The organism is Pseudomonas fontis (genome assembly GCF_028656955.1).
GTDB classification, from domain to species: domain Bacteria; phylum Pseudomonadota; class Gammaproteobacteria; order Pseudomonadales; family Pseudomonadaceae; genus Aquipseudomonas; species Aquipseudomonas fontis.
The window spans coordinates 40,080-64,153 of sequence record NZ_JAMDGY010000017.1 but is presented as its reverse complement, the minus strand read 5'-3'; the positions used below and the strand labels follow the sequence as shown (position 1 = coordinate 64,153).

The following is a 24,074-nucleotide window of genomic DNA, read 5'->3' as shown; positions in this document are numbered from 1 at the left end:
AGGATCGCTAGTCTGGGCCCGGTCATCTCACCGGACAGGAGGTCCGACCATGCCCAACCCCGCAAGCTTTACCGCCAGTATCTATGCCTTCGTCAACAACACCCTGCAGCCTGTGGTGATCAGCCCAGACATAGACTGCTCACCCATGTCCGGCGGCTGGCTGGGTATTGAAAACCAGCGCGAAGGTGGATTGCACCGAGGTGATACGTTCGCCTTCACCTACCAGACGAGCAAATACCACTACGACCAGTTCAGCATTACTTCCATCAAACCTGGTGGCCCTTATGACCGCTTAGGCCTGAGAACCAGCATGGACACTGAATACCTGGGACTTTACAACGTCCCAAGTCGATTGCTGCCCATTGGCAAGCACATCAGGCTTGCCGACATCGCCATGTTCTGGTCCATCAAGGAATGCACAATGCTCCTCAGCGCGAGCGAACTGCTGCAGGAGTATTATTCCCAGGCATCCGACCCTACCGCGCACCTGGATAAAGACGCCGTCAACCTGCTTGCCACCACCCTGACCCGTTTTGACTGGTGCAAAACAGATGGGCACGCCAGGGTGGGTATCGCACCGGGTTCAAGTTACCTGCAAGTCGCGGCAGGCACAGACAGCACTGTCAAATCGGTACCGTTCTTCCTCAAGGACATCACCTACTGCTGACCGCTACGGCCTGCGGCTGCCCCTCCAGCACCTGCGCGGCACACTGCGCGATGCCCCGGCAGGCGCGCTCCAGGCGCGCGCTGTCGACCACCAGGCCAAGGCGCAGATGCCCCTTGGCGCTGGGCCCGAAGGCATCCCCGGCGAGTACCGCCACCCCATGCTCCGCCAGCAGGCGTTCGGCAAATGCCTGGGCGCCAACGCCGGTCTGGCGAATATCGATCATCACGAACATGCCGCCATCAGGCTTGTGCACGGCAATCCCCGGGCAGCCTTCAAGGCAGGCGCACACCCGGTCGCGCCGCTCGCGGTAGGTCTGGCGCATCTGCTCAAGCTCCGGCAAATCCTGCTCCAGTGCCACCCGCGCCGCATGCTGGATAAAGTCCGGCAGCCCGTAGAGCATGCACAGCGCGAGGTTGCTCAAGTGCTCGGCAAGATGGGCCGGGCCAATCACCCAGCCCACCCGCCAGCCCGACATGGCGTGGGACTTGGACAGGCTGTTGATGGTCACGCAACGCTCAAGCATGCCCGGCAACCCGGCCGGATGGGTGTGCTCGCCCTCGTACAACAGGTCGCTGTAGACCTCGTCCGACACCAGCCACAAGTCATGCTGTACGCACAGTTGCGCCAGGCGCTCCCAGGTCGCGCGCGGCAGGCTGGCACCAGAAGGGTTGTTCGGGCTATTGATGAGGATCGCCCGGGTACGTGGGGTGATCAGCGCCTGGACATGCCGCGGGTCGACCTTGAAGCCGTTCTCCGGGGTTGCCGCCAACGGCACGACGGTGGCGCCACAGGCGCCGAAAACCGCTTCATAGGTCACGTACATCGGTTCGGCGACAATCACCTCGTCACCCGGGTTGAACAGGCATTGGGCCACGGCATACAGCGCGCACTGGGCTCCGGCCATCACCACCACTTCCTGTGCGGCTTGTGGCACACCGCACTGCCGGGCATGGCGGCGGGCAATCGCCCGGCGCAGCGCAGCATCGCCCTGTACATCCGAATAGTGGGTATCGCCGTTGAGCAGGCTGTCGATGGCCGCTTGCACGATCGGCCTGGGGGTATCGAAGTCGGGGTCGCCAATGGTCAGCAGCAGGATGTCGCGGCCCTGTCGTTGCAGTTCAACGGCCCGGTAGTGAATGCTCCAGGCGGTTGCGCCGTCGCCGGCAATGCGTTGAGTCAGGGCCGAATAACGCATGGGGTGTCTCCTTGACTGAGCCGTTGGTCAGAAAGGCCAACGCGGGCATCCCAGCCGACTGTCGGTAAAAATAGCAGAACGTCCCGCCGGCCCCGGTGAAATCTGCGGCTCAAACGTTTGCGTACGCCGGACGGTCATGCGCCAGTGTGTGACGTGGGTCATAAGGCGGGAAAATGACCGGGAATAGTTCCCAAACAGTCATGTCAGGCCTGCTATGTTTAGGGTCCTGCCCGGCCATTGGAGGCGTGGGCGACAGGCCAGGGTCCAGGCCAGGGGTTCAGCCGTACAAGGAGGCCAGCATGAACAAACTCACCTTTCCCAACGCCTGCCAGATGATGCGCTGGCACTTCCATCCGCTGGGCTTCGAAGCCAGCATGGATGCCCCACGCAGCATGGTCGCGCGGCTGTTCGACCGCAGCACCGGCGAAACCCTGCTGGCCATTGCCGGTATCCCCTGCGCCACGGTCATGGCCGCCGCCGATGTCGAACGCATCATCGAGGCCGTGGAAGACGAACTCGAAACCTTCCAGCCCTCCTGCGCCCTGCGCTCGGCCTGAGTTTCAGGTCCCCTCGACCACCCGATTTTTCTCGAGTTCGACCAGGAAGCGGTCAGCCGGTTGCGGCTGACCCAGCAGATAGCCCTGCAACGAATCGCACCCCAGGCGGGTCAGGAAATCCTGTTGCAGGTTGGTTTCCACCCCTTCGGCGACAATCCGCAGCCCCAGTGCCTGGCCCAGCGCGACAATCGCCGAGACAATCGCGGCATCGTCGCTGTCCTGTTCCAGGTCGCGCACAAAACCTCGGTCGATCTTCAGCTCGTTGGCCGGCAGGCGCTTGAGGTACATCAGGCTTGAGTAGCCAGTGCCGAAATCGTCGATGGACAGGTCCACGCCCATCTCCGACAAGCGTTGCAGCACTTCCATGCTGGCGTCGGCATCGCTCATGGCGGTGGTTTCAGTGATTTCCAGGGTCAGGCTGTTGGCGGGCAGACCATGGCGTTGCAACGCGGCAGCCACACTGTCGACCAGGCCGATATGGCAGAACTGCAACGCCGACAGGTTCACCGCGATACGCCAGTCGCTGTAACCCTGGTCGATCCAGATGCGCATCTGCCGGCAGGCTTCATTGAGCACCCATTCTCCGATCGCGATGATCAGCCCGGTCTTCTCGGCCAGCACGATGAAGCGGTCCGGCAACAGCAGCCCCATTGTCGGGTGCTCCCAGCGCAACAGCGCTTCGGCACCAATCGGACGGCAATTGATTGCATCGAATTTTGGCTGGTAGTACAGGCGGAACTGATGCTGCTCCAGGGCGATGCGCAGGTCTTGCAACAGTTGCAATTGCAGCCGCGCGTTGCTGTTCATCGAGGCATCGAAGAAGCTGTAGCCGTTTTTGCCGGCGCTCTTGGCGTGGTACATCGCAGCGTCCGCGTTGCGCAGCAACTCCAGCTGATCGTTGCCATTGCCCGGGTATACGACAATCCCCAGGCTCGCGGAAATCTGCAGGTTCTGCTCCGCCACGCGGAACGACCGGGACACCAGGTTGACCTGCTTGGCAGCCACCCCCATGGCATCGTCAGGCTCATCCAACTCCACCAGCAGGACGAACTCGTCGCCGCCGATCCGCGCCAGGGTGTCCTGGCTGTGCAGGTGGCCGCGCAGGCGCAGGGCGACTTCCTTGAGCAACTGGTCGCCGGTATGGTGGCCAAAGGCATCGTTTACCGGCTTGAAACCGTCCAGATCGATGAACATCAGCGCAAAATAGCCGCCCTGCTCGGCTACCTTGCTGATCGCCTGGTCGATCCGGTCGGCCAGCAGCGTACGGTTCGGCAACCCGGTCAGGGTGTCGTGCAGGGCCAGTTGGGTCAGTTCCTGGTTGGCGCGGGTCAGTGACAACGCCAGTTCCGCCGTGCGCGACTCCAGCCGGGCATCCAGTACCGAGGTCAGCAGCGCCACGGCCAGCACCGCAATCGTGGTGATCAGCACCAGGTAATCCAGGCCATTGCCGCTCAAGCCCGAGCCCAGTGCGCCGCAGAAACTGCCATCGGGGAAGTTCGCCGCCGCCATGCCGGTGTAGTGCATGCCGACAATCGCGATACCCATGACAATCGCTGCCGCGCCGCGAATCTGCCGTACATAGGGAGTGTGCCGGCGCAGGCGGAAGGCAATCCACAAGGCTGCGACCGAGGCGCCCACGGCAATCAACAGCGAGGCGCCAAACAACAACGGGTCATAGTCGATGCCCGGCTGCATCTGCATGGCCGCCATGCCGATGTAGTGCATGCAACTGATGCCCGCCCCCATGATCAGCGCGCCCAGCGCGAGCATGCGCCGCGGCAGGCTCGGCTGGCTGACCAGCCACAAGGCAAAGCCCGAGGACATCACTGCCACCACCAGCGATAGCGCGGTCAGCGGCAGGTCGTAGCCCAGCTGGATCGGCAGGGTAAACGCGAGCATGCCAATGAAGTGCATCGACCAGATGCCGATGCCCATGGCCAGCGCCCCACCCGCCATCCAGAAATGCACGGCGCGGCCCTTGGCCGTGGCAATCCGGCCGGTCAGGTCGAGGGCGGTATACGAAGCGAGGATCGCCACGCACAAGGAAATCAGTACCAGGGAAGGAGAATAACTACCGATCAACATGAGGTTTCCACAACCGGCTTGGCGGGCTGAGGCCCGGCCCGGAAAAATCCGATGATTGTACTCAAGCTTTAATTAAACGCACGGAGTTTCAGTCGTTTTGGCGGACTTTTGATGCCACGACGCCAGCAGATAAGGGGTTGATTGGCGTCAAAAAACTGTCCCCCGCAAGTGGACAAGCGGGCTATCTGCTGCTTGTATCTAACGTCTGAAACATGGATGCGGCGTACTCCCTCAACGCGTTAGTAGAGACGGGATCATGAGCGAACGGATGTCTTTCAAAGTCATGATGGTGTTCGGCACTCGGCCCGAAGCGATCAAGATGGCGCCACTGGCCCGGGTACTGCGTGAATGGCCGCAGATCGAGCTGAACATCTGCTCCACCGGCCAGCACCGCGAGATGCTCCAGCAGGTCCTGACCGACTTTGGCCTGAGCGTCGATGAAGACCTCAACGTGATGACCCAGAACCAGACGCTCAACAGCCTCTCCAAACAGCTGTTGGGGCAGATCGACGAGGCCTACGCGCGGGTGCAACCCGATATCGTCCTGGTCCACGGCGACACCACCACCAGTTTCATTGCCGCGTTGGCAGCGTTCAACCGGCAGATCCCCATCGGCCACGTCGAAGCGGGCCTGCGTACCGGCAACCTGAAATCGCCCTGGCCGGAGGAGGCCAACCGGCGCCTGACCGGGGTGATCGCCGACCTGCACTTCCCGCCCACGAAAAAAGCCCGCAACAATCTGCTGCGCGAAGGGGTCGAACTGGAGCAGATCGAAGTCACCGGCAACACCGTGATCGATGCCCTGCTGTGGATGCGCGCGCACCTCAACAGCAACGCCTGGAAGCCGGGCGCCGACTCGCCGCTGGCGGTGCTGCGCGATGACCAGCGAATGATCCTGATCACCGGCCACCGCCGGGAAAACTTCGGCCCGGGCTTCGAGCGCATCTGCCTGGCCCTGGCGGAACTGGCCTTGCGTTACCCCGAGGTGCAGTTCGTCTACCCGGTGCACCTCAACCCGCAGGTACAGAAGGCGGTGTACTCATTCCTGTCGCACACCTCGAACATCTTCCTGGTGCCACCGCAGGACTACCAGCACTTCGTCTGGCTGATGGACCGCGCCTACGTGATCCTCACCGACTCCGGCGGCGTGCAGGAAGAAGCCCCGGCCCTGGGCAAGCCGCTGCTGGTGCTGCGCAATACCACCGAGCGCCCGTCAGTGCTCGAAGGCGGCACGGTGAAGCTGGTCGGCACCCAGACCGAGCGCATCGTCCAGGAAACCCGGCGGCTGCTTGACGACCCTGAGACCTATAAACGCATGAGCAAGGTCTTCACCCCGTATGGAGACGGTCACGCCAGCGAGCGCATCGCTGAACGGCTGAGCCTGTGGCTCGAGGAAAACGCCAACAGGCCGACTGAGCAATGAGCCTGGGTTTAGTCGATTTCATCACCTACGTACTGTTCGCCCTCAAGCTGCTGGCCATTGCCCTGGCCAGCCTGATGTTCCTGCTCGGGCTGGACGACCTGTTCATCGACATCGTGTACTGGGGGCGCAAGCTGATCCGGCGCTTCAGGATCTACGACAAATACGAAAAAGCCGACGAGAAGCGCCTGTACGAAGTCCCGGAAAAACCCCTGGCGATCATGGTCCCGGCCTGGAACGAGGTTGGCGTGGTCGGCGAAATGGCGCGTCTGGCGGCTTCAACTCTGGACTACGAGAACTACCAGATCTTCGTCGGCACCTACCCCAACGACCCACAAACCCAGGCCGACGTCGATGCCGTTTGCCTGCATTACCCCAATGTGCACAAGGTGGTCTGCGCCCGCCCCGGCCCCACCAGCAAGGCCGACTGCCTGAACAACATCATCGACGCGCTGCTGCGCTTCCAGGCCGATGCCAAGATCGAGTTCGCCGGGTTCATCCTGCATGACGCCGAAGACGTCATCTCGCCCATGGAGTTGCGGCTGTACAACTATCTATTGCCGAACAAGGACATGATCCAGATCCCGGTGTACCCGTTCGCCCCGGAGTGGAAGGGTTTTACCGCCGGGCACTATGTCGATGAGTTCGCCGAAAACCATGGCAAGGACGTCATCGTGCGCGAGGCCCTGACCGGCCAGGTGCCCAGTGCCGGGGTCGGCACCTGCTTCAGCCGCCGGGCGATCAGCGCCCTGCTTGAAGACGGCGATGGCATTGCCTTTGACGTGCAGAGCCTCACCGAAGACTACGACATCGGTTTTCGCCTGAAACAGAAAGGCATGAAGTGCATCTTCGCCCGCTACTCCATCAGCGACCCGAACCTGGCACTCAAACGCGACTGGCGGCTTGGCATGAGCCGCGAGTTTGCCCAGGTGATCTGCGTGCGCGAGCACTTCCCCCGCGACTGGCAGCACGCCATCCGGCAAAAATCCCGCTGGATCGTCGGCATCGTCTTCCAGGGCACCACCAACCTGGGCTGGAGCCGCACCGGGGCGCTCAACTACTTCCTCTGGCGCGACCGGCGCGGGTTGTTCGCCTACCTGCTGAGTTTCCTGGTCAACCTGCTGTTCCTGGTGCTGATCGCCATGTGGCTGGTGACCCAGCTGGCGCCCGAGGCCTGGCGCTTCCAGTCGATCCTCTCCGACAGCGTGCTGCTCAGCACCCTGCTCTGGCTCAATGGCTTCCTGCTGCTCAATCGGTTGTTCCAGCGCGGCTTCTTCGTCACCCGCTACTACGGCATTTTCGAGGGCCTGCTGTCGGCGCCACGGATGATGTGGAGCAACTTCGTCAACTTCTTCGCCAACCTGCGTGCGCTGCGCCAGGTGATGGAGATGGGCGACTCGCGCCGCGTGGCCTGGGACAAGACCACCCACGAGTTCCCTGCCCTCACCACCCCAGCGCGCTCGCCGCTCGGCCAGCGCCTGGTCGCCAAGGGCCTGATTTCCGACGAACAACTGCAAAGCGCCATTACCGCCCCGGTGCGTCGGCGCCTGGGCCGCGAACTGCTGCTGCGTGGCCTGATCAACAGCGAACAGCTGGTCGAGGCCCTGGCCGAACAACTGGACCTGGAGTGGGCGCCACTGAACCCGTTCAAGCTCGACCCGCAACTGGTCAGCCAAATCCCCCGCCGCCTGGCCGTGCACTATGGCGTGCTGCCGGTGGCCGAAGACGGCGACACCCTGGTGCTGGCCAGTGAAGGCCCGGTCAGCCAAGTTTCCCTGGGGGTCATCAGCCGCCAGCTCAAGCGCCCGGTACGCAGCCGCCTCGCCCCTCAGGGCCGGGTGACCCTTGGCCTGCGTTACCACTACCCCAGCCCCTGGCAAAAGGAGGACACCCGGCAGATGTTGCAGGTGCTTGCCGCGCATCAGGACGATGAAGGGTTGATTGAGCGGGTCAGCCACCACCAGGTGTTGCTCGGCAACCTGTTGCAGGCACGCGGCATGGTCCCGACCACCCTGTTCAACCAGGCGCTGATCGATTTCGACGCCGACAGCATGTCGCTGGGCGAACACCTGATCGCCCGCGGCATCATTACCGAAGAGGTGCTGCAAGGTGCCCTCGCCGACCAACACGCCGAGCAACAGGCGGCCTTCGAGATCGTCCGGGAGGTGGCATGAAACTACGCGCGCCCCTGGCCACCGGCCTGTTGTTGGCGCTGTATGCCTGCCATGGCTTGGCTGCGCCGCTGACCGATTTCGAGCGCTTTCGCAGCTACCCGCACATGGACCGCAGCTACCGCGAAGCCAAAAACAACAACTGGAAGGAAGTCGAACGCCTGACCCGTCACCTGCTCGAACGGGTGCCGAACAACGACGAGGCCCGCGCCCTGCTGGTGCAGGCCCTGGCGCATCAGCGCAAGTACAAGGACGCCGAACAACTGGCCGGCCCGCAACAGGGCAATGAACAGAACGACGCGCTGCTGCAACTGCGCCTGACCTGGATCGAGCAGGACCCACCCTCCAGCACCCAGGTCGAGAACTGGATGGCGAACAGCGACCTCAACCAGCGCGTGCGCCTGTGGCAGGCGTACAGCCTGAGCCTGGCCAAGTTCGGCGGCGCCGCGCGCGCGTTGGACTGGCTCAACCAGCTTCACCCGCACGGCGACGACAGCGTGTTGCGCCTGGCACGGGCGAACTGGGCCGAGCAACTGCGCAACTGGAACGAAACCATCGAACAACTGGCGCCCCTGGCAGCCAAAGGCCAACTGCCCGCCGAAGGCTGGCAGCGCCTGGCCAATGCCTACGTGCAGCGCCTGGACGAAGCGGGCTTGCAAGGCCTGTTGAAAAATCCACCGTCCGCCGAGGCCGCGCGCAACGCCCGCCTGGCCATGGCCGACCGGGCGATTGCCGTGGGCCATGTGCAGCAGGCGCGACGTTGGCTGCAGGCGTTGCCCGAGGACGATCTGAAACAACCACAAACCCGCCAGCAACTGTGGGAACTGGCACGGCAAAGCGATGACAGCAGCATGGTCCGCCGGCTCAGTGGCGAGCTGAACCGCCCCTGCCTGGAAACCACCGAGTGGCTGTCGCGCCATGATCCGCAGGCAGCGCTGGAACAACTGCACCAGTGCCGCGCCGAAGACGACCCGAAAACCTGGCTGGTGCTCGCCCAGCGCCTGCAAGCCACCGACCTGCTGCAAAGCCAGCGCCTGCCAGAACCCTGGGACAGCCAGCGCCAGGCGCAATTGCTGGACACCTGGCAAGCCGAGGGCCGTACCGCTGAAGTCATGGCCTGGCTGGATCGTCAGCCGCAGACGCCGGCGATTCTCCAGCGTCGTGCCGAATTGCTGCAAAAAGCCGGGCGTCAGGGCCAGGCCAGCGAAGTCTGGGAGCGCCTGTACCGGCAGAACGGCAGCCTAGCCGCGCTGGACCAGGCTACTTATCTGCAGCTCAAGGCAGGTCAGCAGCAACACGCCCGCCAGTTGCTTGAGCAGGCCTATGACCGTCATCAAGGTCGCCTACCCGCCCCGCTGCTGCAACGCCTTGCGGGGTTGTATGCCCCGGCCGATGCACCACTGGATGTACGCCGCATGAGCTCGCTGGTGGCGCGTGTCGACCCTGCCAACCGCGCCCTGCTGCTGGCACGCCTGGCAGAAAACGGCCAGTGCGACAGCGTTCGCGCGGCAACTCCAGCCAGCCCGACCGAGATCGGCCAGTTGCGTGCATTGGGCCGCTGCGCCATGCCCGAGCGCCCCGGTGCAGCCGTGGTGTATTACCAGGCCGCCGAGCGTATGGGTGATCGCGGCAGCCGCCTGCCGCTGGCCTACGCACTGGAAGCTGCTGGCGACTCGTCAGGCGCGCTGCGCATCTGGAACAGCCTGGGTGACGCTGAATGGTCCGCCAACGCCCGCCTCACCGCCGCCCGCAGCGCGCTGAATGCCAATGACCCGACGGCCGCCGAAGCCTACTGGCGCAAAGCCCCCCATGCCGGGGCGGATGAATGGGCATTGGGCGCCGCAATCGCCCAACGCCAGGGCGACCTGACCCTGGCATTGGAGCGTCAGCGCCAGGCACTGCAACACCAGCCACGCGCCGACCACTATTACGCCGCATCGGTGACGGCCCAGCAGAATGGCGACGAAGCCCTGAGCCTGAGCTGGCTGGCTGAAGCCGTGCGCCTGGCACCCAAACAGCCGCGCTACCGCGCCGACTACGGCATGCGCCTGGCGGGTTCCAGGGACGAAGCACAGCGAAGCCAGTCGATCCCCTACCTGCAACAGGCCACCCGCGACTTCCCCGAGGATTACCGCATCGGCGAAACCCTGGCCTGGCGCTATGACGAAGTGCAAGACAGCGCGGCGGCGCGCAAGGAGCTGCGCCGGGTAATCGACGTGGAGCAGGACCTGGTCGATGGCGACGACGAATACGCCAGCCTCGAAGCGCGCAAATACCGTCAGCGTCGGGCCCATGAAGCCTTGTCGCGCCGCGACACCGTCACCCTGGCCAGCACCTGGTCGCCGGCCGGTATCTCGACCAACGACAACTTCCGCAACGAAGGCAGCGGTGTAAACCGCCGCGCCCAGTCGCAGAACGTGCAACTGGCCATGTGGGACCATGCCCTGGGCGAGGAGCCCAGCCGCAACGGCAGCACCCTGTCGGTATATGGCCGCGTGCTGTTTGGCGGCATCGGCCGCAGCGACTATGCCCAGAGCATGGGCACTGGTGTCGGCCTGCGCTGGAAACCACTGGGCCAGGCCAACCTGAACCTGTACGCCGAGCTGTATCACCAGCGGCAGATCTACGACGACAAATATGACGGCCTGAGCCTTGGGCAACTGCTCAGCCCGAGCAAGGTCGGCGGCAACTGGGGCGACTTGCGCGGCAATGCCGAAAGCAGCAACGACTTTCTCCTGCGCGCCACCGCCTCGTTCCTCGACCAGGGTGCTTACCGCAACGACTGGCGCGTCGATGAAGACCAATGGGACGAGCGCTTCCTTTACCTGGACGCCGCCTGGTGGACCCGCGCCGGCGATCACCAGTGGCTGTCACGCTTCCAGCAGGGGCATACCTGGAAGCTCAATACCGATTCGCCGCAAACCGTGATGCCGTACGGCTTCCTCGAGTTCTCCAGCCAGGACCCGAGCAACGACTGGCGCCAGGACCTGCGCACCGGTGTCGGCCTGCGCTGGCAATGGTGGTTCGACGCTGACCGCTACAACGCCTATCGCGGCTCACTGAAAGTACGTACCGAGTACCAGCAGTCGCTGGGCGGCAATCTCTATGAAAGCGCCAATGGCGTGCTTCTGGGTGTGGAGTTGACCTTCTGATGCGCAGATTACTGGCCCTGTTGCTGTTCGCCCTGTGCCTGCCCGCAGTCGCCGACCAGCAGCTGTTCTATCAACCGCTCAACCGCGATGCCCGGCTGAGCGACGCGCAATGGCGACAAATCTGGAAGGCCAGCGTCGACCAGGGCGGCAAGACCCTGATCGTGCAATGGACCGCCTACCGTGACGACACCTTCGGCGGGCCCCAGGGCTGGCTGGCGAAAAGCCTGAAGCAGGCCCATGCGCAGGGTTTGCAACTGGTGCTGGGCCTGCACATGGACAGCGCTTATTACCAGCGCATCAGCGAAATGGACACCGCAGGGCTGGCCAGCTACTGGCAGGCCCAGTTGGGGCGCTCGATTGCCCAGCAACGGCTGCTGCGCAAGGACTGGCAATTACCGGTGGCCGGCTGGTACCTGCCACTGGAGCTGGATGACCTGCATTTTCAGGCAGCGGACCGCCGCGAAATCCTGTTGCGCCAGTTGCAGGCGTTCAATCGCCAGCTTGATGCACCCTTGCACCTGAGTGCCTTCAGCGCCGGCAAACTGGCCCCAGCAATCAATGCGCAGTGGCTGGAGCAACTGGCCGGGCTGAATCTCCAGGTGTGGTGGCAGGACGGTGCCGGCACCGGCAAGTTGGCGCCCCTGGTGCGCCAGCAGTACGCCGCAGCCCTGCCCTGCCGGATCGGCATCATTCATGAAGCTTTCAAGCAGGTCAGCGCCGAGGGCCAGCCGTTCCGGGCTGAACCGATGGCACCCGGGCAGGCGCTGGCCTGCCACCCCAACGCGGTGTTCGAGCTGCGTTATCGACCCTGGGCAACGGCGCTGCTGAGTGCGCCCGGTGCACCGTAACCCCCGTATTTGTGCAAGGCCACCATGTTCAAGACGATTGAAGAGCAAGTCCGCCGCAAGAATGCCCCGGCACAGTTGCGTGAAGCGTTTCGCCAACACGACTTTGAGCGCCTGCGCGGCTTCTGCATCCTGATCTTTTGCGTCAGCATCGCCATCTGGTTGATCTTCGACCTGCTGGTGAGCTTTCTGGGCGAGCAGGGTTTCAGTTTCATCTCGGTGCTGTTCGTTGCCACCATGGGCATGCTCACGGTCATCCTGCTGTTCGTGCGCAAGGCCGAGCATTTCAGCCTGCTGAACCTGGTGTTCATTGCCGTGATCGCGTTGGGCATCCGCCTGGTCATCGACGGCATCCCGACCTGGCTGCGCCCTGCTTGGCTGGTACTGGGGGCATCGACCATTCTCTACAGCGCGTCGGTACTGCCGGTGCGGCGCTGGTCGTTCTTCAGCACGCTGGTGATCACCTGGGTGATCCTCAACCCGTACAGCGTGCCAGGCAACAACCTGTTCGACCTGCGCGGCCTGATGATTTTCTGCTACGCCAGCTTCCTCAGCGGGCTGACGGTGTACAGCTACCTGAAGCTGCGCCAGGTCAAGCTGCAGAACTTCTACATGTCGCACCTGCTGCTGGACCAGGCCTATATCGATGTCCTGACCGAGATCCCCAACCGGCGCTCGTTCATGGCCAAGGCCGAGCAGCACTTGCAGCATATCGGCGCGACGCAGGGGCATTACCTGGCGATGATCGACATCGACAACTTCAAGCGGGTCAATGATCGCTTCGGGCATGACAGTGGCGATGTGGTGCTCAAGCGCATTGCGGCGACCATCAAGGGCAGTGTTGCCGAGTTCGAGTACGCGCGCCTGGGCGGCGAGGAATTCGTCATCTACCTGTGGGGCATCGACCAGGCAACCGCAGAAGCGCGCATGGCGCAGCTGTGCCGGCAAGTGCGCGACAGCGTCGGTGAACACCCGGTGACGGTGAGCATCGGCCTGACCCTGGTCGCGCCCGATGACAGCATCAGCCAGGCACTGGGCAAGGCCGATGAAGCGCTGTACAGCGCCAAGCATGGGGGCAAGGATCGCTATGTGCTGTGGCGCGCTACGCAGAACCAGGCGAAGCCCTGAGATATTGCGCCTGCTGTACATTCTGGCGCGGCCTGGCGATAGCGGCTACCACAGTCCGTAAAAAGTGACGGGTGATCTACATAGACTGCCTGCGCATTACTACAACTTCACATCATTGACTACCTGATATTTCTACCAGTAGCGCGACTTTCTACGCCCAACTTAATGTACCAATGCCAGGGCACGTTTCCCCCCGCCCTAATCATGGTTCAAACAGGAGTGGCGCTCATGTCCAATGTTCTGTGGAGTATTCCGGCTTCTCAATCCAGTGATTCAGCCCAGTCAACGTCGCCAATGACTTCAAACTTGCCAGACATGACAGGCTTCAAGCCTGAGCGCCATGGCAGCGTGGGTAATGGTTGGAACAGCCCTTGCTTGCTGCGGGGTGACCGCAATCTTGAAAAAGATGAAACGCTGCGCGCCTTTCTGATTCGTCGAGTAAATGGCGAGTTGCTGGAGACCGTTACCTTCACCGCCAAAGACGGAGAAACCAGTAAGGACCAATGGCCGGCTGCGTTTGCCAAATTGATTCATACCACTGGCAAATACCTGAAGGCAGGCAGTTGGGATGCTGCCGGCGTATTCGGCCCACAGCCGGAGCAAGGTGAAAATCGCCTCTGGTACCCTGGCCCCCATTGGCGTGCGTTCACTACCGCTGCGGTGAAAAACAACTGGGTGCAAAGCCGGGTGCTCAACGACAGTAATTTGAAGAGCACCGACAAACTACGCATAGAAGTCCGCGATCTGGACACTCAACGCCGCTACGAAGTGCACGACTTCACGCCGGGCGCGAATCGCCTTACTGCAGAGCAATGGCAGAAAGACCTTTGCACATTGATCAATCAGAAAAGCAAGATGGTCAAGGCTGGCAACCAGGATGACACCGGACGCATTGTCATCGGGAAATCGAAAAACGGGTTGTGGGTACCGCAGTGCTCGGACCTGGTCGTGATTGTATTGTCGGTGGGGAGTTGGAGTCAGGCAGTGCTGGATCAGGAGCCGCTGGAGAATGCAGCGTCGACCGGGCATTGGGATCCGGAAAAAAACAAAGAAAACACAAACGAATCGCCCGAAGAAGAGGAGCAAGAAGAGGAGCAAGAAGAGGAAGAGGAAGAGGAAGAGGAAGAGGAAGAGGAAGAAAAAAATAGTACGCCACCTGCCGCGCAAAACACCAGTTCCGGCAGCTACTTTCTTGACATTGACTTCGACAAACTGCGCGCAAGCAGAATATCGGAGAGCGTACTCAAACTTTCCAAAATAGCCATCGACAATAGCATCCGATTCGTAGGCGCTAAATTTTCAGGCGACCTTCATGAAAACTACAAGCTCACCGTTGACACTCAGTCAATTACCATAGCGAAACGTCGAACATCTGAACAAGGCTCAGAAACTTACTATTCCACCTTGACTGAACTACTCGATGAAGGCAATCAACGCTCAAATACCGAGGATTACGCTTATTACAATGATAACTCTGATGACTCTGATTACACTGATTACACTGATGACTGCCCTGGAAATAAAGCCACTCTCCGGGTCTACTTCGATGTACCGGATGGCGCTGACTTTGGTAGCGAAGGGAAGTTGACCGTCGCCTGGCTGGCCACTGTCAGCAGTCTTGAATTCTGGAGCGAGATGACCAGCTTCAGTCTCAGTGCACCTGCCGTGGTACCGCCGTACAAACCCGCTACACCGCTGTGCGAAGACTACGGCTATACCCACCGTTCTGAAGTGTTTGACGTCAGTGGACAAATTGAAAACGGTGTCGACCCACGAACCGGGCTGTTCCACGCCCATTGCGTGCTCGGCAGCGTACACGGTTTGGAAGGTGTGGGGCCACAGTGCGACCTGACACTGCACTACTCTGCACTGCGCTGCAATGAGGCAGGCCTTGGCGATGGCTGGGCATTGCGCTTCAGCAGTTTCGAGGAACGTGACCGCTGCTTGACCTTGGCTTCCGGCGAGACCATTCGATTGACCGAAGAAGAGTGGGGAGGGCTTGCCAAGGACAACACCGTTGTAAAAAAAACCAATCTCTGGATTACCAGTGACACTACCCGCTCTACGCTGAACCTGAGATTCGGCGATGGCCGCCAGGAAGTGTTGACCAAGCCTGCTGGCGACACGGAAGAACCTAATGACGAAGCGCGCAAGAAGCTGATAAAGCTAATGAAAGCACTCCAAGTCAACCCGATGCCTGATCTTAAAGACAAGGATAATTGGCTGGTCAAGAGCGCAAAGGAATTCTCATTCATATACAACGTTATAGCAAACTTTACCGAGCACAAAAACAGCAATGACCCAACAGAGAATTCTTTTTCCATGCGGATTTTCAAAACCTTCACGCCGCCACTTTATAACCTCCTTAAGGGCAAGGACATAGCAGAAACCAAGAAAAATTGGAACGCACAAAAAAAACTATACACGGAGGAGATCGCCTACCTTGAACGAGACTTCAATCTTTATCTGCCGTCGAAAATCATCTCACCACAAGGCGGCGAACTGGCGTTAACCTGGACACGCCAAGTAGGCCAGTTCCTGTTAAAAACCATCACCTCCGGCAGCGACGTATTGTTGCAAGGCACATACAGCGCCGAGCAGGTCACATTTGATATTTGGCCAGGCACCCAAGAAGCACGCCGTGTTGAGCTACAACTGGAGAATTATTTGCTGCAGCGTTTGACCCGCGGCACCGGTACAGGGGCGCAGGTAAGTCAATTCAGCTATTGCCCAGACCCAACATTGGACCGCATTCTTTACCGTGTAGAAGAAAATGATGGCTCCGTGGAGGTGGTCCAATATACACCTGACGCAATGCGGCCTTACGTCGACAAACCCGAAGACAAAAAAGAATCCACGCCTGCCTTACCCGCCGTTGCAGTCCACTGCCTGTTGCCTGGTCGCAAGCAACCCCCGCTGACGACGTTCTACAGTTACTCTTCAATAAACCATCTCAACAGCGCGATAGTATATGACTCCCAAATTGGCACCCTAGTGAAAAAGGGCGGCGGGGCAACAAACGTCTATTATGAAGAATATGTAACCGACGGCAGAAACGAAAGAATCTATTGGTCGAAAGCACGCCAGGAAAGCGAGTCAGGCACAGCCATTACCGTCGCCACCTACAATGCCTATCACCTGCCGATCAGCGAGCTGATTGCGGTTCATGAGCAAGCAATAAAACTTACCTCGTGGACATACGCGGCGGAGCGGCCTGGACAGTCCGAGTTTGGTCTGACCAGTACCGTGGCGACAAGTGCCTGGGATTTTTCAACAAATGGTACGCCGGAAAAAGTAACAGCGGAACAAAGCTTCAAGTACGACGATTCGCACCGCCTCATCAAAAGTATCGCCGCCGACAACACCATCACCGAGTGCAGTTACTACCCTACCTCTGGTGGCAGCGGTATCGCGGTAAAAATCGGCGAAACCGCGATCGCAGGCCCTGCACTCACCACCTGCCCTTCCCTTGCCTGGACCCTACAGCCGGCATTGAAGTGGGAGTACGTGTATCAAGTCATCGGCGAGCTCGAGGTTCCACTGCGTGTCACGCTATTTGGCTACGCGCATCGAAGCACAGACAGTTTCAACAATCCCTTATTCTCAACAGTTACCCAGACGTTGACCGGGGTAGCAATTGATACAGAGACAGAGAAGCTGAGCCTTGCACCAGGGCGCACAGCCGCCTTGGTCGCGCAACTGACCCACGAACAAACCCAACCGAAAGACAATCAATGGGAGCAGTCGGCTACCCACCGCACCTGGTGGAACGGCAAGAGCACCTGGCAAACTACCACGCTCAAGTATGCCTACGACCCGCAACGAAAATTCATTACGCTGAACAGCAGCATTGCTGGCGAGGGTGGTAGACAAGACAACGCTCGTGTAGAAAAAAGATCCGCCTACAGCGCGGTGCTGCTTTCGACCGTTGAGGATGGCATAACAACGTCCTACCTTCGTGATCAACTCGGCAGAGTCACCACCCTGACACATGCCAAAAAAGATCGAAAGGACGACGTCATCACCAGCACTTACGAAACCCAGGAGCGCGGCACGCAAGTGACCGTCCGCAATGGTGATCGTGCGGTTCGCAAACTCTACGACGGCCTGCAGAGGCCCGTTCAGGAAGAAGTCCTGCTTCCCGGTGCTGAACACTTCTGCATCACATCTCAAACCTACTATCCCTGTCAGGATGCTCCCTGGGTTCGGGAGTATGACTTTCTACCAGGTGGCCTGCGTCGAGAAATTCCAATGCCCACTGGCGAGCGTGTCGCGGGGCAACTTTGTCAAGTGGAGACGTCCTATGACAAATACGCAAGCTACGTGCATGAGCAACACTCGAATGTGGGCAGCACAACATCCTCGCTGACAAACATCTCCCGGCAAACGGCGAAAAATGACGGTGGCGTAGTCAGCGAATACCTGGTTGGCACAGGGACTGCCAACACCAACAGCCAACAGCGCCAATACCGAGGGGAATACGATCTGTTTGGTCGCCTGAAAAAAATGCAGTTTCGCGCGACTACAAACACCGAAGAATCTGCGCGTGAGCATTTCGTTGACAACGGCTTCGACGAAGCGGATGCACTTGCGTTCACCTATGAGTATGACGACCTGGGCAGACTGCTGAAAGCAACAGACAGAGCTGGCCAGGTTACTGAATACACTTATCTTGGTTTGAGTTCGATCGTCACCGAGTTGAAGGTAGCGGGAGTTACCCTCGCGACTCAAGAAGGCAAAGCCCCTGCGCGACGCGTGTCGAGCAGGGTGGGGACGCGCAAGTACGCTTACCAGCAGGAGGGCAACCCAAACGCTAGCGGAATGAAGTTTCCTGACGGCACTCGGCTGACGGCAAGCACCACGGAGTCGGCCAATGGTAAAAAATTCGGTAGCGCCTACGCCATCGGTGACACACCTCAATTCGCCCAGCAACTCGACTTTGTAGAAAACAGCTTGATGTCCAGTGCTGGAGAGCTGAGTTGCAAATACTTCAGTACTGTACTGCCTGGTGAACAACGCCAGGAGTGCCGTACCCCGTATGGCCTTAACACCCTAAGGACCCACCGATCCTTCCTCGGTGAAACGATCGCCAAACAACATGTGAGCGGGCAGGCGCTACAGGTCTTCCATGACTGGCAAGGGCGCCTGCTGAAAGGTGTTTTCGGCAGCATTACCTATCACTTCGAATACGGCGCAAGCGATGAGCTACTGAAACAGACGGTACTGAACAATGAAACAGGCGACCGCCTAGTCATGACCTTGCAGTGGGACTGCTTTGGTCAGGAAGTTGAACGTTGTTATACCCTGAACAACAAAGTACTGAGCAAAGTAAAACAGGACTACAACAGCAACGGACAACTGGCATCAAAGACCTACTTTGAAGGTGACACCGAGTGCCGCAAGGAAAGCTATACCTATGACCAGAACATCGGCCACCTGCTCAGCTACACCTGTGAGGCAGAGAATACCGCCTATGCCCCGCAGGACGAGTCGGGTAAAGGTATCAGTGCTCAGGAATTCACTTACGATACGCTACACAACTTGCTTAGCTGCGTCACCACCTATACCGACGACATCAAACGTAGTCAAACCTACGCCTACAGTTCGAGCAACCCAACGCAGCGAGAGAAAGTCACCACCACGCTGGGCGATGCTGCGGCAGTCGTGGTGAAGCTGCAATATGATAAAAACGGTAATCAGCTCAACGATGAAAACGACCGTAGCCTTACCTACAACCCTTTGGGGAAACTGGAGAGCGTGACCGACAAAGACAAAACCCTCCTGGCCCGCTACCACTACGATGGTGAACATAAACTGACGTTGCTCGAGGACGTCAAAGGCAAGAAAACCTGCGAACTGCTCTATGACGAGCAGTCCTTGTTGGGTGAAGTGTGGTACGACAGCGACAAGAAGGAGATCCGCCGTACCTGGTTCTGTACCAGCCTTGTGCAAATGACCCAGGAAGCCGGCAAGGTCACCACCGCCTATGTATTAGGTGACGCCCATGGCGGTACCCATGCGCTGTATGAGCACGGCAAGCTGAATAACCGGCTCAATTGCGCACCCTATGGAGAAAGCGCCAAACACGATGCTTGCCGATTCGGTTACAACGGCCAATGGCGCGATCCCGTCACTGGCTGGTATCACCCAGGCAACGGTTATCGAGCATACAACCCTCAGGAGCGCAAATGGCTGCAACCAGACAACCTGAGCCCCTTTGGCGGTGCGGGCATCAATGACATGGCCTATGGCACTGACCCAGTCAACCTGCATGACCCAAGTGGTCACCTCATGATCAGTCGATGGTCAACAGAAACTTCATTTGCCGGTCTGGAGAAACAACTCCAGGATCAACAACCTATCCCCTTGAGCGGTTACTGGCGAGGCTTGGGGATGACCGTCACCACGGCAGCGGCGGGTGTGCTGTTGGCCATCCCAACAGGCGGGGCAGTCTCAGCGATGGCCTGGGCCATGGCCGCCGGTGCCACAGTGAGCTCAGGCTTGGAAGTGGCCAGCTACCTCACGAAAGAGAGCAATCCCGAACTGTCCCGAAAACTCGGTACCGCAGCCATGGTCATCGGGTTCGCCAGCGTCCCTTGGAAGACCGTGCTCACTTCACTGTTGAAATTGGGTGCGCGGATGCTGCGCTGGACCTGTAAAGCCGTAGGCCAAGTCGTTGCATTCGTGGGCCGCAAAATTAAACAGGCCACTCAATATGGGCGCGCCTTGCTTCTAGAACTAAAGTATGCCGGGCGCGTACGTGGCGGTGCACTACGTGTTCCACACTGGGAAGTCCCCGTATCGGTAGCGTCGGGATCCGCTGAATTCGACCAACTCCTAGTCGAGAAGATGCAATTCATTACTGAAGCAGAAACTGGAAGACAGATCTGGTCATCCACTGCACCGACAAACTCGAAGACTGTTGACAGAGCGGTTCAGCATATAATCAAGCATCACAAAAATTCCGGTGTGAGGCAAAAAATCATAATTCTATCAGGCTCACATGGCAGTCCAAAAGGACAGCGAGTCTACAACGTCGAACTCAACCAGCAGGGCCAGTGGGCACAAACAGGAAATCCCAATACCCACGCCCACCCTCAAGCTTTATTTGAAGACAATAAAATAGCCAAAAAATACTCAGACTGGGCCGACATTGAAGTAGTCGACGTAGCAAACTATGCACCTGCGAGCTATACAAAAGCGCCTAATTCGCCAACAATGACCCCAAGTAAATTACACAGGCCCATGATACAAATGGAGATGAATCAAATTATTAGCGGCGACAGACATGTTATTGTCGGGTTCTGTCATGGGCGTACCGACCACATGGTTAACAGAGCACTCCCACCTGAATTTAGATACGATGTCTTCCATGGCCTTGATAAACAGACCAGCCAACGACCCTTGAACGAGCTCTTTCAGCAAGGCCTTATGGACAACCCACGGAGCTTTGTAAATACCGATATTGTGCGTTTAGTACATAACAATCCTCAACTGTATCCAAGCCCTCCCCTCTCGCCCATTCCGACGAGCATAGCTGGCCCATCGGGCTTAGTGCCTATACAACGTCCACGGAGTATGCTGCCCTTCGATTTTGGCACACCGATGGATATGAGCTAGTGCTTTGCTGAAACGGGGGCTTACCGAGGATTCGATAACCCTCTGTTTCAGGCTACATAGCATCGCGGGATGTTTCGTCCCGCAATGCTGCCTATAGTAAACAGAACCACTCATCACGCTCTGAAAACGACGCGCGGATCATCGCTACCAGCACCTGAACCAATGGCGCCTGTGCCGTGCGCTCATTCACCGCCAGCCACAACCCCCGCTGCATGGGGGCGGCGAACAAGCCTGGCAGCGCCAACAAACCCCGGTCCAACTGCGCCGAATAGTGCGCTAGCAAGCCTATGCAGGCACTGCAACGGATCAACTGGCCATACAGCTCGTACCCCGGCACCGTCGTTACCCCGGCCTCGCGCTCGTCAAGCAACTGCTGCCAGGGCGCCAGTGCCTTGATGTCCTGGTCCCCTTGCCATTGCACCAGCATGTAGTCCTGCAGGTCATCCAGGTTCACTGGCCGGTTGACCTCCCGGCAGTAACGCTTGGCAATGTGCGGCCGGTACTCAAGTACGGCCAGGCGCTCGGAGGGCGTGTAGGCAGACGACTGCGCTGGCTGTAGCGGATCGTCCGTCAGCCACACGCGCACATCCACTTCGTCATCTGTCGGTGCGCAGATTTCCAGGCGGATACCCGCATTCTGCCGCACGAAAGCCACCAGGTTACGACCCAGGATGTCCTGCACAATCGGCTCTGGCACGGCCAGACGCACCCGCGCCGGGGCATCCGCTGCATGCGTTTGCTCGGTGTGGTTCGCCAGGCCCGACTGCAACAATGCCTGCAACTGTCGCCCCTGGCGGCTGAGCACCAAGGCGTTGCCCCGGTGCACGAACAACGGATAGCCCAGCCGCGCCTCCAGCCGTGCCAGCTTCTTGCGCAACACGGTGGCTTTGAGATTCAGGCTGCGGGCGGCCTGCATGAAGCAACCGCAACGGGCGCTGACCAGAAAACAGCTGAGCGTCTGCTCATCCTGCCCCCAGGCCAGTGCGGTATTCCCCAGCATCCTTTCAGCATCACCCGCGCGCTCGGGCTCATGGCCCGCCATCTCGAACATCGGCATCCCCGCCTCCTGCCAGGCCCGACAGCGCGGGCCCGATCTTCCCTGATTGCCAACGCTTAGCGGTTGGCTTCGATCACTTGATTGAGCGCCGCCCCATCGATACTCAAGGTCGCGGTATTGAACAGGCCATCCACATAGGCCTTGGCCACCTGCTCCTGACGCTGGGCACGCAACATGGCGCGCAGCCGTGGCAGGACTTCTTCCAGCGTCGCCACACGGGCAGGCTGTTGCTCGATCAACCGGACAATATGAAAGCCTGCCGGACCCTGCACAGGCTCGCTGACCGCCCCCACCTTGAGCCGGGCGACCACCTCGCGTACCTGCGGCAGCAATTGCGCCAAGGGCTGCAAGCCACTGTCGCCGCCGACGTCGTCAGCCTGGCGATCCTGGGAGAACTCGCGCGCCAGGGCCGCAAAGTCCGCCTCGGGTGCCTGCGCACGCTTGCCCAGGGCCTGGGCCTGCTTGCGCACGGTGTCCAGGCTCTGCTCATCAGCAACCGCCAGGAAGATCTGGCTCAGCCGATAGCGCGCCGGCAACTGCAAGCTGGCCTTGCCGGCTTCATAGGCGCGTTTGAGCTCATCCTGCGATGGGTAATCCTCGGGCACCTGGCTGACCGAGTCGAGGTAGTCACGCAACACGATCTGCTCAGTGGCAGCCCGGGTTTGCGCTTGAACGTCTGGACGCTGTGGCCAGCCTTGCGCCTCGGCCTGCTGGTACAGGGCCTTTTCTGCCAGGCGCGAACGTATCCACGCCTCCAGTCCCTCACGGTTTGCGCGCAATTGCTCGCGGGCTGGCGGCGGCAACTGCGCCAGCTGCGTTTTCAACTCATCGACGCCAACCTGCTGGTCGCCCAGCCGGGCCAGCGCCGGCCCACTATCAGCCGCCAGCGTTACCGGCCGGCTGGCAGCCACCGGTTGCGCACCTGGACGCACTGCCAGGCCGACAGCCACCGCGATGACGGCCAGGGCACCCGCGCCGGCCCAGAATGTACGACGCGTCACGACGCGCTTTCCAGGTCAGGAGCGACAGTGGTTGAGGCCTGCGGCGCTGCCACATTGCGGCTGTAGTCGCGCAGATAGGCAATGAACTCTTGCAGCAGACGGTCCCACAGCACCAGGTTGCCCAGCAGGTGCTGCTGGCTCACTCCGCCAGCCACCAGCACATCCATCTCCATCACCAGGAACTCACCCTGTACCGACAGGCGAGCAAAGCGCCGCGAGATATTCCACAGCTCGCTCAACCCAGCCGGCAATTCACCCTGGATGCGCAGGGCGCAACTGAAAGTGAAGTCGACGAACTCTCCTTCTTGCGCCGCCTGGTTGCCAAAGCGCACGGCATAGCCAACGCCCTGGCTGGCGCTGAGCAACTGCACCACGGCATTCTGCTCGCTGCGGTTGACCCGGCAACCGGCATCCTGCAACAAGGTGGTCAGGGCGTCGGCGCTTACGGTTTCGATCAGTGCGGTTGCAGTCATTGATTACCTTCCTTGTAGTAAGAACACATTCACTGCGCAATGCGGCTTTGCGCCGTATCAAACTGGGTTTGGTACAACTGGTCGCCAAACGCCTGGGCCATTTCCTCGAACTTGACCCGGGCGCCACTGGCAAAGGGTTGACGCACTTTCATCAGGTCGACGACATCGACCTTCTCGTAGGCATCGAGAATGTCCTTGGCCACGCCATACATCTGCTGATTCTTGGCGCTGCACTGTTGCACCTGGGTATCACGCTCGCCGAGCCGCGAAGCCAGCGAGGCGCGTTCGGCCTCTTTGCTGCGGGCCAGGCCGAGCAGTTCCTCATAGGCCTGCTTGTACTTGCCCAGTTGCTCGTTGCTGCTGGCCACCAGTGCCTGGGCCTGGCTATGCATTGACTGCTGCTGGCCAAGCAACTGCTCCGCCTGCCCGCGGGCCCGGGCCAGTTCAGCGTTCAATTGCTTGATCTGGGCCTGGGCGGCGTCACGTTGCTGCTCGGCGCTCAGGCGGGCGGCGGACGCCTGCGCCTGCTCGCTCTGCAAGGCCTGCAATTGCTGGGTGGTACTGCGCAGCTGGGCACGCAGACGCTCCTCCATGCCCTCGGCCGAGGCCAACGACGACAGGCTGATGCCCAGCGCCACCAGCAGGTACGAACAACAGGCCCGATAGGCTCGCTTGTTCATGCTCCTTCTCCCTGTAAGCGCAT

General features: G+C 60.1%; 14 protein-coding genes. 8 read left to right on the top strand and 6 right to left on the bottom strand.

Going from position 1 to position 24,074, the window contains the following annotated elements; translation table 11 throughout:
* Window positions 1–49: 49 nt before the first annotated feature.
* Window positions 50–667 (top strand): hypothetical protein, encoded by a 618-nt coding sequence (locus M5G11_RS06710; RefSeq protein WP_273911205.1) that lies wholly within the window; start codon window positions 50–52, stop codon window positions 665–667.
* On the opposite strand, the gene M5G11_RS06705 is transcribed toward M5G11_RS06710, so the two are convergent.
* Window positions 654–1,862, bottom strand: coding sequence for a pyridoxal phosphate-dependent aminotransferase (locus M5G11_RS06705; protein ID WP_273911204.1), 1,209 nt, complete (start codon window positions 1,860–1,862; stop codon window positions 654–656). The genes M5G11_RS06710 and M5G11_RS06705 overlap by 14 nt on opposite strands.
* A gap of 299 nt (window positions 1,863–2,161) precedes the next feature.
* Here M5G11_RS06705 and M5G11_RS06700 point away from each other — a divergent pair, with 299 nt between their 5' ends.
* Window positions 2,162–2,419, top strand: a complete 258-nt coding sequence (locus M5G11_RS06700; protein ID WP_273911203.1) for a DUF1652 domain-containing protein — start codon at window positions 2,162–2,164, stop codon at window positions 2,417–2,419.
* Between the two features lie 3 nt (window positions 2,420–2,422).
* On the opposite strand, the gene M5G11_RS06695 is transcribed toward M5G11_RS06700, so the two are convergent.
* Complete coding sequence (locus tag M5G11_RS06695; RefSeq protein ID WP_273911202.1) at window positions 2,423–4,504, bottom strand: putative bifunctional diguanylate cyclase/phosphodiesterase; 2,082 nt, start codon at window positions 4,502–4,504, stop codon at window positions 2,423–2,425.
* 268 nt (window positions 4,505–4,772) lie between these two features.
* Between M5G11_RS06695 and wecB the strand changes: the two genes are divergently transcribed.
* The 6 genes from wecB to M5G11_RS06665 all read left to right on the top strand — a co-directional run bounded on the left by wecB (window position 4,773) and on the right by M5G11_RS06665 (window position 20,840).
* On the top strand, window positions 4,773–5,927 hold the full coding sequence (wecB, locus tag M5G11_RS06690; protein ID WP_273911201.1) for a non-hydrolyzing UDP-N-acetylglucosamine 2-epimerase: 1,155 nt from the start codon (window positions 4,773–4,775) through the stop codon (window positions 5,925–5,927).
* Complete coding sequence (gene nfrB / locus M5G11_RS06685; protein WP_273911200.1) at window positions 5,924–8,098, top strand: cyclic di-3',5'-guanylate-activated glycosyltransferase NfrB; 2,175 nt, start codon at window positions 5,924–5,926, stop codon at window positions 8,096–8,098. Before wecB ends, nfrB begins: the two co-directional genes overlap by 4 nt.
* Window positions 8,095–11,247: an NfrA family protein gene (locus M5G11_RS06680; protein ID WP_273911199.1), complete on the top strand. Its 3,153-nt coding sequence runs from the start codon at window positions 8,095–8,097 to the stop codon at window positions 11,245–11,247. Before nfrB ends, M5G11_RS06680 begins: the two co-directional genes overlap by 4 nt.
* The gene (locus tag M5G11_RS06675) at window positions 11,247–12,095 is read left to right on the top strand and encodes a DUF4434 family protein (RefSeq protein WP_273911198.1); all 849 of its coding nucleotides are present in this window, start codon (window positions 11,247–11,249) and stop codon (window positions 12,093–12,095) included. Before M5G11_RS06680 ends, M5G11_RS06675 begins: the two co-directional genes overlap by 1 nt.
* Before the next feature lie 24 nt (window positions 12,096–12,119).
* Entirely contained in the window at window positions 12,120–13,220 is a 1,101-nt protein-coding gene (locus M5G11_RS06670; RefSeq protein WP_273911197.1) for a GGDEF domain-containing protein, read from the top strand.
* A 228-nt stretch (window positions 13,221–13,448) separates the two neighbouring features.
* A complete protein-coding gene (locus tag M5G11_RS06665) occupies window positions 13,449–20,840 on the top strand; it encodes an RHS repeat-associated core domain-containing protein (RefSeq protein WP_273911196.1) in 7,392 nt (2,463 codons plus the stop codon).
* A 91-nt stretch (window positions 20,841–20,931) separates the two neighbouring features.
* Here M5G11_RS06665 and M5G11_RS06660 read toward each other — a convergent pair whose 3' ends face one another.
* The 4 genes from M5G11_RS06660 to M5G11_RS06645 are packed head-to-tail and all read right to left on the bottom strand — an operon-like array spanning window position 20,932 to window position 24,051.
* Window positions 20,932–21,897 (bottom strand): LysR family transcriptional regulator, encoded by a 966-nt coding sequence (locus M5G11_RS06660; RefSeq protein WP_273911195.1) that lies wholly within the window; start codon window positions 21,895–21,897, stop codon window positions 20,932–20,934.
* A gap of 56 nt (window positions 21,898–21,953) precedes the next feature.
* Window positions 21,954–22,898 carry a peptidylprolyl isomerase gene (locus M5G11_RS06655; protein ID WP_273911194.1) on the bottom strand — a complete coding sequence of 315 codons (945 nt, stop codon included), beginning with the start codon at window positions 22,896–22,898 and terminating at the stop codon, window positions 21,954–21,956.
* Window positions 22,895–23,371: a YbjN domain-containing protein gene (locus tag M5G11_RS06650; RefSeq protein ID WP_273911193.1), complete on the bottom strand. Its 477-nt coding sequence runs from the start codon at window positions 23,369–23,371 to the stop codon at window positions 22,895–22,897. Before M5G11_RS06650 ends, M5G11_RS06655 begins: the two co-directional genes overlap by 4 nt.
* Before the next feature lie 29 nt (window positions 23,372–23,400).
* Window positions 23,401–24,051, bottom strand: coding sequence for a DNA repair protein (locus tag M5G11_RS06645; RefSeq protein ID WP_273911192.1), 651 nt, complete (start codon window positions 24,049–24,051; stop codon window positions 23,401–23,403).
* Window positions 24,052–24,074 lie beyond the last annotated feature (23 nt).